16 protein-coding genes are annotated in these 15,764 nt (G+C 49.5%); 13 read left to right on the top strand and 3 right to left on the bottom strand.

Features of this window, described 5'->3' with window-relative positions; translation table 11 throughout:
* Positions 1-245: 245 nt before the first annotated feature.
* The 4 genes from infC to BJP58_RS13575 all read left to right on the top strand — a co-directional run bounded on the left by infC (position 246) and on the right by BJP58_RS13575 (position 1,904).
* Positions 246-740, top strand: a complete 495-nt coding sequence (gene infC / locus BJP58_RS13590) for a translation initiation factor IF-3 (protein WP_071222668.1) — start codon at positions 246-248, stop codon at positions 738-740.
* Between the two features lie 26 nt (positions 741-766).
* Positions 767-967 (top strand): 50S ribosomal protein L35, encoded by a 201-nt coding sequence (gene rpmI / locus BJP58_RS13585; RefSeq protein ID WP_007127239.1) that lies wholly within the window; start codon positions 767-769, stop codon positions 965-967.
* A 30-nt stretch (positions 968-997) separates the two neighbouring features.
* A complete protein-coding gene (rplT, locus tag BJP58_RS13580; RefSeq protein WP_071222669.1) occupies positions 998-1,357 on the top strand; it encodes a 50S ribosomal protein L20 in 360 nt (119 codons plus the stop codon).
* Between the two features lie 205 nt (positions 1,358-1,562).
* The gene (locus tag BJP58_RS13575; protein WP_194544337.1) at positions 1,563-1,904 is read left to right on the top strand and encodes a hypothetical protein; all 342 of its coding nucleotides are present in this window, start codon (positions 1,563-1,565) and stop codon (positions 1,902-1,904) included.
* Here BJP58_RS13575 and BJP58_RS13570 read toward each other — a convergent pair whose 3' ends face one another.
* Positions 1,905-2,354, bottom strand: coding sequence for a GNAT family N-acetyltransferase (locus BJP58_RS13570; protein ID WP_194544336.1), 450 nt, complete (start codon positions 2,352-2,354; stop codon positions 1,905-1,907).
* 598 nt (positions 2,355-2,952) lie between these two features.
* On the opposite strand from BJP58_RS13570, the gene ilvB reads away from it, so the two are divergent.
* From ilvB to BJP58_RS13550, 4 genes are all read left to right on the top strand, one after another.
* Positions 2,953-4,695, top strand: coding sequence for a biosynthetic-type acetolactate synthase large subunit (ilvB, locus tag BJP58_RS13565; protein WP_113060011.1), 1,743 nt, complete (start codon positions 2,953-2,955; stop codon positions 4,693-4,695).
* 1 nt (position 4,696) lies between these two features.
* Positions 4,697-5,182 carry an acetolactate synthase small subunit gene (gene ilvN, locus BJP58_RS13560; RefSeq protein ID WP_071222673.1) on the top strand — a complete coding sequence of 162 codons (486 nt, stop codon included), beginning with the start codon at positions 4,697-4,699 and terminating at the stop codon, positions 5,180-5,182.
* 166 nt (positions 5,183-5,348) lie between these two features.
* Positions 5,349-6,341, top strand: coding sequence for a ketol-acid reductoisomerase (ilvC, locus tag BJP58_RS13555; RefSeq protein ID WP_009589347.1), 993 nt, complete (start codon positions 5,349-5,351; stop codon positions 6,339-6,341).
* A 166-nt stretch (positions 6,342-6,507) separates the two neighbouring features.
* Positions 6,508-8,046 carry a 2-isopropylmalate synthase gene (locus tag BJP58_RS13550; protein WP_194544334.1) on the top strand — a complete coding sequence of 513 codons (1,539 nt, stop codon included), beginning with the start codon at positions 6,508-6,510 and terminating at the stop codon, positions 8,044-8,046.
* A gap of 251 nt (positions 8,047-8,297) precedes the next feature.
* On the opposite strand, the gene BJP58_RS13545 is transcribed toward BJP58_RS13550, so the two are convergent.
* Together BJP58_RS13545 and BJP58_RS13540 are read right to left on the bottom strand one after the other, a co-directional pair.
* Positions 8,298-9,278, bottom strand: coding sequence for an aldo/keto reductase (locus BJP58_RS13545; RefSeq protein ID WP_194544332.1), 981 nt, complete (start codon positions 9,276-9,278; stop codon positions 8,298-8,300).
* Between the two features lie 285 nt (positions 9,279-9,563).
* A complete protein-coding gene (locus tag BJP58_RS13540) occupies positions 9,564-9,755 on the bottom strand; it encodes a hypothetical protein (RefSeq protein ID WP_194544331.1) in 192 nt (63 codons plus the stop codon).
* Positions 9,756-10,110: 355 nt separating this feature from the next.
* Between BJP58_RS13540 and leuB the strand changes: the two genes are divergently transcribed.
* From leuB to BJP58_RS13515, 5 genes are all read left to right on the top strand, one after another.
* Positions 10,111-11,187: a 3-isopropylmalate dehydrogenase gene (leuB, locus tag BJP58_RS13535; protein ID WP_194544330.1), complete on the top strand. Its 1,077-nt coding sequence runs from the start codon at positions 10,111-10,113 to the stop codon at positions 11,185-11,187.
* A gap of 174 nt (positions 11,188-11,361) precedes the next feature.
* Complete coding sequence (locus BJP58_RS13530) at positions 11,362-11,901, top strand: peroxiredoxin (RefSeq protein ID WP_009593058.1); 540 nt, start codon at positions 11,362-11,364, stop codon at positions 11,899-11,901.
* Positions 11,902-12,197: 296 nt separating this feature from the next.
* The gene (locus BJP58_RS13525; protein ID WP_015737147.1) at positions 12,198-12,605 is read left to right on the top strand and encodes a hypothetical protein; all 408 of its coding nucleotides are present in this window, start codon (positions 12,198-12,200) and stop codon (positions 12,603-12,605) included.
* A 324-nt stretch (positions 12,606-12,929) separates the two neighbouring features.
* A complete protein-coding gene (locus tag BJP58_RS13520) occupies positions 12,930-14,054 on the top strand; it encodes an ATP-binding protein (protein ID WP_194544328.1) in 1,125 nt (374 codons plus the stop codon).
* An 83-nt stretch (positions 14,055-14,137) separates the two neighbouring features.
* Positions 14,138-15,652 carry a leucyl aminopeptidase gene (locus BJP58_RS13515; protein ID WP_194544327.1) on the top strand — a complete coding sequence of 505 codons (1,515 nt, stop codon included), beginning with the start codon at positions 14,138-14,140 and terminating at the stop codon, positions 15,650-15,652.
* Positions 15,653-15,764: the final 112 nt, after the last annotated feature.

Raw genomic sequence — 15,764 nt, 5'->3', positions numbered from 1 at the left:
TAGGATGACCTGTTATACTATCGTAGTCTGTTAAACAGAATATCTGATTGCAAGCAGAAGCGCCGCTTCTCACCTGACCGACATGTGTTGGCTGGTTTGATCACGAAATCAATGAATGGATTTAACTTCATTTGTGAGATGAGTATCAAATAGGGATGTCGGTGATTAACCCGTCATCCCTTTATTTTTTTTGCAAACAGGAACAACAAGTAATTTGGAGGTGGAGGACTATCAGTAAGGAACATATGATCAATGACGAGATTCGGGCCAAGGAAGTACGTTTGGTTGGTGCCGAAGGTGAGCAAATCGGGATCAAGCCGATTCGTGAAGCACTGCAAATGGCAATTGATCTCAATCTGGATCTGGTGAACGTGGCCCCTCAGGCGAAACCGCCGGTATGCCGCATCATGGACTACGGTAAATTCCGCTATGAGCAGCAGAAGAAAGAGAAGGAAGCACGTAAGAACCAGAAAATTGTGGATATCAAAGAAGTATGGTTCCGAGCCAACATTGAGGAGCATGATTATCAAACCAAGCTTCGCAATGTCGTTAAGTTTTTGAAAGACGGCGATAAAGTGAAATGCTCCGTGCGTTTCCGTGGTCGTGAAATCACCCATGCTAACATTGGTCAGAAGATTTTGGAGCGCGTGAAGGTGGAAGTGGCGGATCTCTGCGTCATTGAACGTCAACCGAAATTGGAAGGCCGCAGCATGATTATGATTTTGGCTCCAAAAGCCTAAGAGAAATTAGAGGAGGAAGTACTACAATGCCTAAAATGAAAACACATAGCAGCCTGAAAGGCCGCTTCAAGATTACTGGTACTGGTAAAGTTAAACGTTATAAAGCTTACAAAAACCACTTGCTTTCCCACAAATCCAAGCGTGCGAAGCGCGTATTGTCCAATAGCCCAGTTATGGCGCCTGGAGATGTTAAACGTTTGAAGCAAGGTCTGGCTAACTTGAAATAGTAAACAACAATTATTGGGAGGTCTTTTGATATGGCACGAGTTAAAGGCGGATTTGTCGTTCGTCGTCGACATAAAAAAGTATTGAAGCTTGCGAAAGGTTATTTCGGTTCCAAACACCGCATTTTTAAAACAGCGAACGAGCAGGTAATGAAATCCCTCGTTTATGCATACCGGGATCGTCGTACAACGAAACGTAATTTCCGTAAATTGTGGATCGTTCGTATCAACGCGGCTGCTCGTCAAAACGGTCTGTCTTACAGCAAATTGATGCATGGTCTGAAGCTTGCTGGCGTGGACATTAACCGTAAAATGCTGGCTGATCTGGCTGTTAATGACCTGAACGCGTTCAATTCTTTGGCTACTGTAGCTAAAGAAAAAGTGAACGCTTAATTATACGTGTATGAAGAAACCGCCGTAATATTACGGCGGTTTTTTTATTTTTCGCTCCTGTCCGTCATACATAAGGATCCTAAGTGCTGAATGCTGGGCAGGACGAGCTTTTTCACCTATCTTTAGCCATCGTAAGGGCCATGAAACAAGCAAGGGAACTCCTTCCGGAATAGATTGAAATGTATATTACCTGAGGAGGGATCTTATGCACAAGCCTGTCAGCAAGGCAAAAGTGAAATCATATGTGGGCAAACAGATCGTAGCGTATAAGAAGGACGGGACGATGGTGACAGGCAAGCTGGTACGCGTTTCCGGCAACCGCCTTTTTGTAGAACCGGCAACCAAGGGGAAAAAAGTGAGAACCAAGGCGATTCTTCCGCTCGCATTGTTTGACCTTCTTGCCATTGGGACGGCACCTTATGCGTTCGGTGGAGGCTATGGTGGCGGATTCGGTGGATATCCGGGAGGCTACCCAGGGGGATACGGCGGATTCGGACCGGGGTATGGCGCATTCGGGCCAGGCTTTGGGCCAGGTTTCTTCTGGTAATTAGAGGAACCAAATCTTCTCTAGCTCATAACAGCGGCTCGGTTCGATGATTCTTGTAACCGTGTAGCCGAGCTTTCGGTAAAAGTTAAGGCCGGTCTGGTTTCCAATATCGACCATGACCTTGGCGCGTTTGCATCCGCGGGATACAGCGAAACGTTCGGCATGCTCCATCAATCGGACGCCCCACCGTCTTCGCTGTGCGGTGGATGCGACGGCCAGCATATCGATATACAGCAGTTCGCCGTGCATCATAAAATGGATAAAGGCAATGATTTTATTGTTATCCTGAGGCGAAGCAACAAGGGTCACGCCGCGTCGTAATCGAGAGGGAATATCCTTGCGGATGATGTCCAGCTCTTTTTTTGTCATATGGGAAAGCGGGACGAGTTGGGACTCAATGAGTTGTAGAATCATCGGATCATCCTGCTCCGGTTTTCGATAGCGGATCATCGTGTTGTTTCCTCCCTTCACCGCTATTAAGGATAGCTCCATTTATCATATGTAGCAGGGTTTAAGAGCGTGTTTTGCATCAAGGAAGCGAAGGGATTGCTCTAATTGTGAATGAAAACCTTTCATCGGAAGTAAAATAAATGTGTTGACTTCTGGAATGAATGAATCATATAATGTTTCTAAACATTTTAACGAAAATATCCAATCGGCAATGATGAGGACGAAGTTTAAAGGGCTCTTTTGCTCAGAGAGTGGATGGATCAGCTGAAACCACCACCAAAACCCCTTTTATACGAGCTCACCTCGGAGCTGTTTCCCTGAAAGATGCTACGTTATGACTTTATCGCATTAAGTCGTAACAGCGTTTATTAGGGGGAATCGTCTTAGTCCACGTTACGGACTGCAGATATTGAAGAGCTGTGTTCATTGTGTTCTTCATACCTGCTGAGGCTTTACACTGCGAAGTGTAGGGCAAACATGGGTGGTACCACGGAAGCTAAACCTTTCGTCCCTCACACGGAGTTACTCCGGGTGTGGCGACGGAAGGTTTTTTTGTTGCTTGAATGAAGAGTGCCAATATTTGAGAGGAGGATGACTGATGAGCGCGCAAACTCCAGAAGTGCGGTCTACAGAACAATTACGAGAGAAATGGTTGAAGCCTGAAGTGATTACCGGATCGGAAATCTTGCTTCGGAGTCTTCTGCTCGAAGGTGTCGAATGCGTCTTTGGATATCCGGGCGGAGCGGTCCTGTACATCTACGATGCCATGTATGGTTTTGAGGACTTCAATCACGTCTTGACCCGTCATGAACAAGGCGCCATTCATGCAGCTGACGGTTACGCTCGCGCAAGCGGCAAAGTCGGTGTGTGCATAGCGACTTCAGGACCGGGGGCAACGAACCTTGTGACCGGTATCGCAACAGCTTATATGGATTCCGTTCCACTCGTTGTGATAACCGGTAACGTTGCAACAACCCTGATCGGTACGGACGCTTTCCAGGAAGCGGACATTACGGGCATCACGATGCCGATTACGAAACACAGCTATCTGGTAAGGGATGTAAAGGATCTGCCAAGGGTGATTCACGAAGCCTTCCATATCGCTTCAACCGGCCGCAAAGGTCCGGTACTGATCGATATTCCGAAGGATGTATCCGCCGCAACGACGCTGTTCCAGCCGGAAGAACGAATTCAACTGAGAGGATACAATCCCCGGACGGTACCTAACAAACTTCAGTTGGATAAATTAGCCCGCGCGATTGAGGAAGCCGAGCGTCCTATGATCCTTGCTGGCGGCGGCGTGATTTACTCCGGAGCTCATGAAGGGCTGTACGAATTCGTGAATAAATCCGGGATTCCGATCACGACAACGCTTCTCGGTCTGGGTGCCTTCCCAAGCGGCCATGAGCTGTGGACGGGAATGCCGGGTATGCACGGAACCTACACATCGAACCATGGTATTCAGCAGTCGGACCTGCTGATCAATATCGGGGCAAGATTCGATGACAGGGTTACAGGCAAGCTCGATGGTTTCGCGCCACATGCGAAGATCGTTCATATCGATATCGACCCGGCTGAGATCGGCAAGAACGTGCCAACCGATATCCCGATTGTCGGAGACGTGAAGACCGTGCTTGAAATGTTGAATCCGCTCGTTCCGTACGCAGCGAAAGCAGATGCGTGGAGAGACCAGATCAGAACATGGAAGGCCGAATACCCATTCCGTTACGTCGATTCAGATACTGTGCTGAAGCCGCAATGGGTTATCGAAATGCTGAACGATACGACAAAGGGTGAAGCGATTGTAACGACTGACGTTGGCCAGCACCAAATGTGGGCCGCTCAGTATTACAAGTTCAACCAGCCGCGTTCCTGGATCACCTCCGGCGGTCTCGGAACGATGGGCTTCGGATTCCCGTCCGCGATTGGTGCCCAGATGGCGCATCCGGATCGCCTGGTCATTTCGATCAACGGGGATGGCGGCATGCAGATGTGTTCGCAAGAACTTGCCATCTGTGCCATCAACAACATTCCGGTAAAAATCGTTGTCATCAACAACCAGGTGCTAGGAATGGTTCGTCAATGGCAGGAGCTCATTTACGATAACCGTTACAGCCACATCGATCTGGCAGGCAGCCCTGATTTCGTCAAGCTGGCTGAAGCCTACGGTGTCAAAGGACTTCGTGCCACCACGAAAGAAGAAGCACAGCGTGCTTGGGCCGAAGCGATGGAAACACCGGGACCCGTCCTCGTTGAATTCGTTGTAGAGAAAGGCGAGAACGTGTATCCGATGGTGACGCAAGGGTCGACAATCGATCAAATGCTGATGGGGGATGCGTAAGATGAGTACAAAACATACCATTGCCGTACTAGTGAACGACCAGCCGGGTGTCCTGCAGCGCGTATCCGGGTTATTCGGACGCAGGGGCTTTAACATCGAGAGCATTACCGTGGGGCAGTCGGAGGAATCCGGCTTGTCCCGGATGGTTATCGTAACCACCGGTGATGAAACGACGCTGGAGCAGGTGGAGAAGCAGCTTTACAAGCTGATCGATGTTATTAAAGTCATTAACCTGAGCTCGAAACCGATGGTAGCCAGAGAGCTCGCCCTGATCAAAGTAAAAGCCGAGCCATCGGCAAGACCGGAAATTATGGGCGTTGTCGAGACATTCCGCGCATCCGTCGTGGATATCGGCACAGCCAACCTGATGGTTCAGGTGGTTGGCGATACCGTCAAAATCGATGCCATGATCGAGCTGCTTAAGCCGTATGGCATCCAGGAGCTTTCCCGTACCGGGGTTACCGCGATGATTCGCGGTAACGCGTAATGATTTTACGTTTTTCTTTTTATCCGGATGACAAAGTTATTGCAATATAAGCGTTAGACACCTGCATGGCATGAGCGGGTGTCTCAGCAGATCGGAAAAGGGATCGGTCTATTGAGATACCCGCTCATCATGAAGGGTCTTTAAAATCAAAGGAGGACTTATACAAATGGCAATTACTACTTATTATGAACAAGATGCAGAACTCAGCGTGTTAAAAGACAAAACAATCGCGGTTATCGGTTATGGAAGCCAAGGTCATGCTCAAGCGCAAAACCTGCGCGACAGCGGACTTCAGGTTGTCATTGGTCTTCGTGAAGGCAAGTCGTTCGACAAAGCGAAAAACGATGGTTTCGAAGTGCTTCCTGTAGCCGAAGCCGTTAGCCGTGCAGATGTAGTTCAAATCTTGATGCCGGACGAAACGCAAGCAGCGGTATACAAGAACGATATCGAGCCAAACCTGAAAAAAGGCGCGGCACTGATGTTCTCCCACGGTTTCAACGTTCATTTTGGTCAAATCGTAGCTCCTAAAGACAACGATGTCCTTCTGGTCGCTCCTAAATCCCCAGGTCACATGGTTCGCCGTACGTATGTTGAAGGCTTTGGCGTACCTGGATTGATTGCAATCGAGAAAGATGCAACTGGACAAGCCAAGGCGATCGGTCTTGCTTATGCAAAAGGTATCGGTTGTACTCGTGCAGGCGTTATCGAAACTTCCTTCCGCGAAGAAACCGAAACGGACTTGTTCGGTGAGCAAGCGGTATTGTGCGGCGGTGTATCCGCATTGGTTAAAGCTGGTTTCGAAACGTTGACTGAAGCTGGATATGCGCCGGAAATGGCATACTTCGAGTGCCTGCATGAACTGAAACTGATCGTAGACATGATCTATGAAGGTGGTCTTGCAAGCATGCGCGACTCCATCAGTAACACAGCGGAGTACGGCGACTATGTAACAGGCCCTCGTGTGGTAACCGAAGATACGAAGAAGGCAATGAAAGAAGTCCTCTCCGATATTCAACAAGGTAAATTCGCTCGCGACTTTATCCTTGAGAACCAATCGGGCCGTGCGTTCCTGACAGCTACCCGCCGCAACGAGTCCGAGCATCCGATCGAAGTGGTTGGTGCGGAACTTCGCGAAATGATGCATTGGATCAAAAAATAAGAATATATAGAATTCATAAGAATTCTTCCGGGTATGGAGCAGTCGAGCATGAGATGATGGTGCTGCTGCAGGGAACCCGTTAGATTAAAGCAGCCGGCGGCAGGGGATTAAGTCAACCTGCCGCCGGATGTTTACGTCAAGCGATAAACTTCAAGGAGGTGCCGACATGCGAAAGATTTATATCTTTGATACAACGCTGAGAGATGGAGAGCAGTCTCCTGGCGTGAATTTGAACACTCGGGAAAAGGTGGAAATTGCCCTTCAACTCGAAAAGTTGAAAATCGACCGCATGGAAGCAGGCTTTCCAGCGGCGTCACCCGGTGACCTTGCTGCTGTGAACGCAGTGGCGCGCGCGGTTAAAGACGTCACGGTCATTGGATTGTCACGTTCCAGAGAGAGTGACATCGATGCGGTTCGCGAAGCGCTTCAGGGAGCACAGGATCCATGCATACACGTATTCCTGGCGACTTCCCCGATTCACCGCAAGTTCAAGCTGCGGATGGAGAAGCAGCAGGTGCTGGAAACGGCGCAGGCCTCGATCCGTTATGCCAAGAAATACTTTTCCAAAGTGGAGTTTTCCCTGGAGGATGCCGGCCGGACGGAGCTGGATTTCATGGCCGAGGTTGTAGGCATGGCTGTACGGGAAGGCGCCAATGTCGTTAACATTCCGGATACCGTGGGATATTTGAATCCTTCGGAGTACGGGGCTATATTCAAATACTTGAAGGAAAATGTTCCGGATATCGAGAAGGTGCAGCTGAGCGCGCATTGCCATAACGATCTGGGCATGGCGACGGCGAATACCCTTGCCGCCATTTTAAACGGGGCCGATCAGATCGAAGGAACGATCAACGGAATCGGCGAACGTGCAGGGAATACCGCCATTGAGGAAATTGCGATGGCGCTGGAGACGCGCTCCGAGTTTTTTGGAGCGAAGACGGGGCTGGCACTAACGGAAATCGCCCGCACGAGCCGCCTTGTGAGCAAGCTGACCGGTATGGTCGTGCCGGGCAACAAAGCGATTGTCGGCGCGAACGCGTTCGCTCATGAATCCGGTATTCATCAGGACGGCATGCTGAAAGAGAAGACGACTTACGAAATTATGACGCCTGAGTCTATCGGGCTCAAAGAAAGCAAGCTGGTGTTAGGCAAACACTCTGGCCGTCATGCTTTCCGGGAGAAGCTGCTGGATTTGGGCTATGAGCTGAGCGAAGAACAGGTGAATGACGCATTCGCCAAATTCAAGGTGCTCGCCGACAAGAAGAAGGAAGTATCCGATGAGGATCTGCTGGCTCTGCTGGAAGAGAAACTGATCGATACGCCGGAAGTGTTCAAGCTGGAAACGATATTTGTTGCTTACGGCAACGAATCCACACCGACGGCGCGGGTTCGTATTGCGACTGCGGAGCAGACGATTGAGGAAGAGGCCGAGGGCAACGGTTCCGTCGACGCGATCTATAACGCGATCGACAAGGTGACCGGCGAAGAGGTTACGCTTGCGGATTATTCCATCAAATCGGTAACGCACGGCAAGGATGCTCAAGGTGAAGTGCATGTCGTGCTGTCGCAAAACGACGTGGCTGCGCAAGGCCGCGGCTTGAGCACCGACATTCTGGAAGCAAGTGCAAGAGCTTACGTGGATGCGGTTAACGTCCTGATCGAGAAACGCAAAACGTTTAGCCGGCGTGAGCGCGCTACGCTGTAATCCATACTTAGAGTACATGGTAGCTCTGAATCGCATCGTTTTGCGCTGCAGGAGATATTCAAAAGAAAAAGAGGGGCCGCTGTGAAAGCGGCTCCTCTTTTTCTTTATTTTATGATGCTGTTGGCCGGCCGTGAATGCTGGTATCAGATACTAGCAGCGAGCCTTTAACTCTCATGGCAGCGTACCGATACAGCCTTGATGCAGCTGATCAACGGGATAAGACAGCGTTTCGTTCAAATGTTATCCTTATTTTACCAGGCGTAGGCCTGCGGAGCGGCTCCGCCCGGACCCGGGAAAATTTCATCCAGACGCTTCATTACGGATTCATCGAGTTCAATCTCAAGCGAGCGCAGGGAGCTTTCGAATTGCTCCAGCGTGCGCGGTCCGATAATCGGTCCCGTAACCGCCGGGTTCTTAAGCACCCAGGCAAGGGCGACGTTATCCTGTGGTTCGCCAAGCTCCTGGCAGAGTGCGGCGAACTGTTCCAGCTGCGAGCGGTGTTTCTCCACGCGCTCCGCATTGCCCCCACTGCGAGAGCCTTCGATTTTCTTAAGCGCATTGCGTCCCAGCAGTCCACCGTCCAGCGGACTCCATGGAATGACGCCGAGCCCAAGCTGCTGCGAAGCGGGAAGCACTTCGAGTTCCGGCAATCGGCAGGTCAGGCTGTATTTATGCTGTTCGGAAACGAGGCCGAGGAAATGCCGGCTCTGGGCTGCGGCTTGCGCAACCGCAATCTGCCAGCCCGCAAAGTTGCTGGATCCGACATACCCGATTTTTCCTTGATGAACCGCAACCTCAAATGCGCCCCACAGCTCGTCCCAGGTGACGGAAGGATCGACGTGATGCATTTGGTACAGCTCGATATGGTCTGTCTGCAGACGCTTTAGCGACGCTTCGAGATGACGGCGAAGTTTATAGCTCGACAGCCCGGCTTCATTGTTGGGACCATCCAGAGGATCGCTCATGGAGCCATAGAATTTGGTAGCCAAAACGACTTTCTCGCGGCGGCCCCCGCCTTGATTAAACCAGCGTCCGATAATGGTTTCGGTCAGGCCCGAGTTCTCGCCCCAGCCGTAGACATTGGCTGTATCGAAGAAATTGACGCCTGCGTCAAGCGCTGCATCCATAATGCGGAAGGCTTCCTTTTCATCCGTAGCAGGACCGAAATTCATCGTCCCCAAACACAGACGACTTACTTTCATACCGGATTTACCTAGAGCAGTGTACTGCATAATCGATGATCACTCCTTGGTCGTTTAGGGTATAAGACAAATTCACCCCTATTGTAGCGTATTGGCAGAAAAATGTAACTAACGGTGTGGGGTAACGTTAATATGGTTGCACTGAAAGCCGACCTGCGAGTGATCTGTTTACTTCATTGGCCAAATTTAAAGAGCAAGAAGCAAGAAGCACAAGCAGGACTAGGAGTAACCGAGAATCTCTTCAAGATGTTACTTTCAAGAGCCGCCCCATGATTATACATAGGGCGGTTCTTCTATCTCCCACCACCCTTGTGGTCAGGGAGATGTGCTCTTCTCCAGTGACCTGTCAATCGCCAATTCATTAGCTTCGAAGCAGCGAAGAGGACGAATCGATTCCGGAAAAGCGGAGCGGTCGCCTTTGGAGCCGAATTTCAACCCCAGACATACAATCCAGAAATTCGGCGACAACAGCGATTGGAGGAACGATACGTAATCGGAGCCTCTCACATTAAGTCTTCGAAGTCTCGCATAAAGCTGCTCTCATTAAAGCCGATCTCGCATAAGTTACCCACGCACAAAAGCACACACGATTAAGCTTTGCCTCGAGCCTTTCTCAAAGTAAGCCTTACTCGCGTTCAGTCGCTCTTGCGATATTAACTCTTCGAGCTTCTGCACAACTCTTTGAGCGTCTGCGCAACTCTTCGGCGCAGCCATCTCCCTGATCACTTTCCCCCTGCTTATAGGCAAAACGAATTAAGTTCATAGTTTCTATATCTTGGTCAATCAAGGGGGAAGTATGTTACAACAGTAACTAGATGATTAAATACGACCAGTGTATATATAAATTAAGGAGTGACGAAGAATGGCAGAAACGAAGAAAATCGCGGTAATTGCCGGAGATGGCATCGGTCCTGAGGTAGTGGCTGAAGCGGAGAAGATCATTAAACGTACCGAAGAGGTGTTCGGATATTCATTTACGACGGAACATGCACTGTTTGGCGGCATCGCCATTGACGAGAAAGGGACGCCGCTGCCAGAAGAAACGTTGAATGTATGTAAGAGCGCCGATGCTGTATTGCTTGGTGCGGTAGGCGGACCGAAATGGGACAACAATTCGAAGGAGCTTCGCCCGGAAACCGGATTGCTTGGCATCCGTAAAGAGCTTGGCCTGTTCTCCAACCTGCGTCCGGCTGTCATTTTCGATTGCTTGAAGGATGCGTCCACATTGAAGCCTGAAGTCCTGGAAGGCACTGACTTGATGGTCGTTCGTGAGCTGACAGGAGGCATATACTTCGGCGAGAAATTCAGACGCGAAGGTGCTGGTGGCGAAGAAGCGGTAGATACTTGCGTATACAATACGGCGGAGGTAGAGCGAATCGTCCATCAAGCCTTCGAGATTGCACAGAAGCGCCGGAAGAAGCTGGCTTCCGTCGATAAAGCGAACGTGCTGGAAACGTCCCGCTTGTGGCGCGAAACGGTAAACCGCATCGCTCCTGAATATCCGGACGTGGAGCTGGAGCATGTGCTGGTAGACAATTGCGCGATGCAGCTTCTGCGCCGCCCGTCCAGCTTTGACGTGATCGTAACCGAGAACATGTTCGGCGACATCCTGAGCGATGAAGCAGCCATGCTGACAGGTTCCATCGGCATGCTGGCATCCGCATCCATGGGCGAGGGTGCTTTCGGCCTGTACGAGCCGGTACACGGTTCGGCACCTGATATTGCCGGTCAAGGCTTGGCAAACCCGATCGCAACGATTCTGTCCGTAGCGCTGATGTACCGCCTCACGTTCGGCTACGAGGATGCGGCAGACGCAATTGAACGCGCAGTTGCCGAGGTGCTTGATGCCGGACATCGTACAGCAGACATTGCTGTGGATAATAGCAAAGCGCTCAGTACGACAGAAATGGGCGATTTGATCGCTGCGGCTATCCGTTAATAGAGGAAGCATTCGTTCAAGGAAAATCCTTATTTATAATAATTATAATAAAGTAACGTCTACAATCTTGACTTTGATTAGCCTCAATGATAACATTTCTATTAAATGTTCATAGGAACATAGCATGTAGGAAATACACGTATTTTCTTACATATGTTAAGGAGGAATTCAATCATGGCAGAACGTTTGGTTGGTAAAGCGGCTCCTGATTTTACAATGGAAACTGTATCAGGAGACGGTAAAGATTTTGGTAAAGTAAGCCTGTCCGACTACCGCGGCAAATGGCTCGTATTCTTCTTCTATCCGCTTGATTTCACTTTTGTATGCCCAACTGAAATCACGGCTCTCAGCGATGCTTATGATCAATTCAAAGCATTGGATACTGAAATTCTGGGTGTAAGTGTTGACTCTATCCACAGCCACAAAGCTTGGATCAACACTGCTAAAGAAGCTAACGGTCTGGGAGCATTGAACTTCCCGCTGGCTTCCGACATCACCAAAAACGTAGCAAGAGACTACGGTGTTCTGATCGAAGAAGAAGGCGTTGCTCTGCGCGGCTTGTACATCATCGATCCAGAAGGCGAATTGAAATATCAAGTTGTAAACCATAACGACGTAGGCCGCAGTGTAGAAGAAACGCTTCGCGTTCTTCAAGCACTTCAATCCGGCGGATTGTGCGCTATGAACTGGAAACCAGGCGACAGCAACCTGTAATTCCATTTCGTTAAAGTTAAGGCAGCCCTCATTATCTGACATTATGTGCAGGTAGTGGGGGTTTTTTCACCTCTGATTTTATTGGATGAAATAGGGGAAGACTCTTGTTTAGAGAACCGCTCTTGCGTTGATATATAATTTAAATTTAAATTTAAATATATAGGCTAACGGACTTATGTTTAGGGAATCGTGCCTAAAATTTTTATCGAGGTTCTTTTCATGAAGGAATTAGCGGGAGTGAAAGCGAATACAATATTTTGAAACGGTTGAGAGTCCACAAAAGGAGGGTGAACGATATGAGTTTTTGCTGTGGGGCTAGTATGATGGGTACAAAGGGTACACTGAAGCATTATCGCACTCAAGTACATAATGTTCCCCTGCTGTCTTGTCCGGTCTGCCATCGCGTGGAGGTACATCATCGGGTTGAGAATGAGTATGAAATATTAGCTGAATATGCCCATGGTGACGGAGCATCCCAGGTGGATTTTCAGGATTATGTGATGGAAGATGAGGATGCGATTTTTGAGAATGTTGTCAACCGGGAGTCGGAGGATCCGCTAACGGTGGTTCAGAGTCAGATTGATATGTCGTTAGATCTCCTGGTGGTTGCCAAATGGATGGAGGATGAGAAGTGGCAGGGCGAACTGAAAAGACGGCTTGCCGTGATGAGTCAGCGCAGACTCCGGCTCCAGAAGCAGCCTTAATCCAGGAATTAATAAAGCCTCGTGAGTACTCGGGGCTTTTTTAATGTTTCAAATCATACAAAAGGGGGTAATGTTTATATTAGTTGTTTGGAATTAGGTGTTAGATCCACTACATAAGCAGAAATACATAAGCATGATGCATGGTATTTTTATGCAATTTCCCATTTTTCGACAGGATTTCTGATTGACGTTTCTTTGTCTCGATGACTATCATGGAAGGAAGCAGATTCGGGCTGCTTCTGATTCAAAGGCGGACAAGCTGATGTTTGCAAGGTTTTTTGTCGGTTTGGTGAGTTCAACTTTTCATGAAAAGGGGGAGCCATCTTGTTGAGTCAAATCCGTGAATCTGAGCTGCAGGCAATTCGTTCTTTTCATTCCAGCCAGCTTATAAGGAACAAGTATGAAAACATACTGGAGAATCTCGACAGCGGGATCATCCTCTTTGATAGTGACGGTGTGTTAGCATTTGTTAATGTACAGATGGCAAAATTGTTAGGTGTATCCCGTAAATCGCTGACTGGCTGTACGCTGACCCAACTATTGAGACATCCCCAGCTCTCCAGATTTAAGAAGAGAAAAATACTTCGCATTTTTCGGGAAACGGTATTCCACCGCAAGAGATTTCATGAATTGGTTGATGAATATGGCCGATCGTGGCTGATCACGATGACTTATGGGGACCAGATGGAAGGCGATTTTCTGATTAGCGTGAAGGATGTCTCCGACTTCAAACGAATTGAGCAAACCGCTTATCAGAACGATAAGCTGGCCATGCTGGGAAAAATCTCGGCCTCCATTGCCCATGAGATACGCAACCCGCTCACCTCCATCCGTGGCTTCATCCAACTGCTTCGTCCGCATCTCGTAAGTTTAGGTAAGGACGAGTATGCCAGAATTATACTTACGGAGATCGATCGCGCGAATGATATTATATATGAATTTCTAAATTCCTCCAAACCCTCGGCTCCAGAAACCAAAATTGTGTCCGTATCCTCTTTATTGAAGGAAGTTGTTCTGCTAACTGAAAGTGAAGCCTTAATGAAGGGATGCCAGATTAATCTGCATACCGATAAGACCCCGCCTGCGTTTATATCCGTGGATGTGAAGCAGATCAAACAGGTGATTCTGAATATTATTAAAAATGCCCTGGATGCGATTAATGAGCATCATGATGAGAACATCACCGGCGTGATTGATATCTCAGCCCGCGATACGGGGAAACATATCAACATCTGCATATCGGATAACGGCGGCGGCATGGATCAGAACACACTGAACCATCTGTTCAACCCGTTCTTCACAACGAAGGAGAGTGGAACGGGGCTCGGGTTATCCGTAAGTTACAGTATTATCAGAAACCATGGCGGTTCGATTGCCGTGGATAGCCAGGTTGGTGCCGGAACGGAGTTTGTGATTACTTTTCCCAAGCTGGACGTTTCGGAAGTCTAAGATTGTACGATACGTGCCTGAAATGAATACGAGAGCAGCTGTTCCGATGGAATGGCTTTTTCTTTTTTAGGAGGAGATCACGCATGAAGTGGACATTAAAGGGCAGTTTATCATCCGGGCAAGTACATACCGATGCGATCATTGTTCCCGTAACGAAAAAACAAGCGGCGGATGGCGGCGTTTCCGAGTCCTGGGATCCACTGCTCAAACAGTTGGTCGAGAATCGGTTATTTGATGGCACTCCGAATCGGTCATTCGTATGGCCCGAGAGCATCGAAGGGGGAGCACGCTTGTTAATATGGCTGGGACGTCCCGAAGGAATTCTGACATCCGAGCAGCTGCGGCTGCTTGCAGCACAGGCAGTAAAAGCAGCCGGGAGATCGGGTGTACGCAGTGCCGCCATTCAAATTCCAAATACGATGGTTAACTTTACCGCCGAACAGACGCCACAAGATGCTGCACAGGCTTTAACTGAAGGGTTTATCCTCGGAAGCTATCGGAAACCGCATTATAAGCGTGATGCTTCCGAGCCGACGAATTTAGAAGAAATCCTCTACTATATAGAAGGCGATATGGATGCGGAATTTGAAGCAGGGTGGACGAAGGGAATGTCATTAGGCGCAGCGATTGGAGAAGCAACCTGCCTGGCACGAGACCTGACGAATCTGCCCGGCAATATGCTGCTGCCGGAAGACCTGGCCCAGAAGGCGCTTCAGTTGGCGAAACGGTATGGTTTCGAAGCCCAGGTACTGGACGAGGACGCCATAGACGAGAAGGGTATGGGCGGCCTCCTGGCCGTAGGCAAAGGCAGCATCCATCCACCGCGTATGATCGCGATCCGTTATCAGGGACGGGAGACGTGGGAGGATGTTATCGGCCTTGTTGGCAAAGGGGTTACGTTTGATACCGGTGGCGTGTCGCTGAAGAGGGCATCCGGAATGGAGGATATGATCAGTGATATGGGCGGGGCGGCTACCGTAATGGGCGTTATGGAAGCGTTAGGACGGATTCGCCCCAGAGTCAATGTAGTGATGGTGATTCCGACTGCGGAGAATGTGATGAGCGGTAGTGCCTTTAAACCCGGCGATATCGTCACGACACTGAGCGGCCGCACCATCGAAGTATTGAATACGGATGCCGAGGGCCGTATCGTGCTTGCAGACGGAATAACCTATGCCAAGCAGCTTGGAGCTTCGCGTTTGATTGACGTAGCTACATTGACGGGGTCCGTCGTTTCGGCTCTTGGGGATATCGCCACTGGGGCCGTAACCAATGATGAGACTTTTTTGCAGGAGTTTATTGCCTCCTCCCGGAGGGCCGGCGAAAAAATATGGCCGCTGCCATCCTATCCGGAGTTTTGGGATAAATTGAAGAGTGAGGTGGCGGATTTACGAAATCAAACGGGCCGAGAAGGCGGGACGATAACGGGCGGTCTTTTTGTGGGGACATTTGCTGATGGACTGCCTTGGGTGCATTTTGACATAGCAGGTACGGCATACCTATCCAAGGAGCGGGGCGTGGATCCCAAAGGGGCGACCGGCGTGCTCGTCCGCACCATCACCGATTGGATACTCAAACAGGCCCAGGTCGTCAATTGAAGCGTTTGTTCTGAAATGAAGAGGCAGTGGCAGTCCCATATCCCTTTGAAAAACGTCCGTCCTTCGGACGTTTTTGCTTTACTTTTCAACCGGCATTCAAGTATGATGAAGA

The organism is Paenibacillus sp. JZ16 (assembly GCF_015326965.1).
In the GTDB taxonomy this organism is placed as follows: domain Bacteria; phylum Bacillota; class Bacilli; order Paenibacillales; family Paenibacillaceae; genus Paenibacillus_AQ.
The sequence above is the reverse complement of the archived record's forward strand: the minus strand, read 5'-3'. Positions and strand labels throughout refer to the sequence as shown.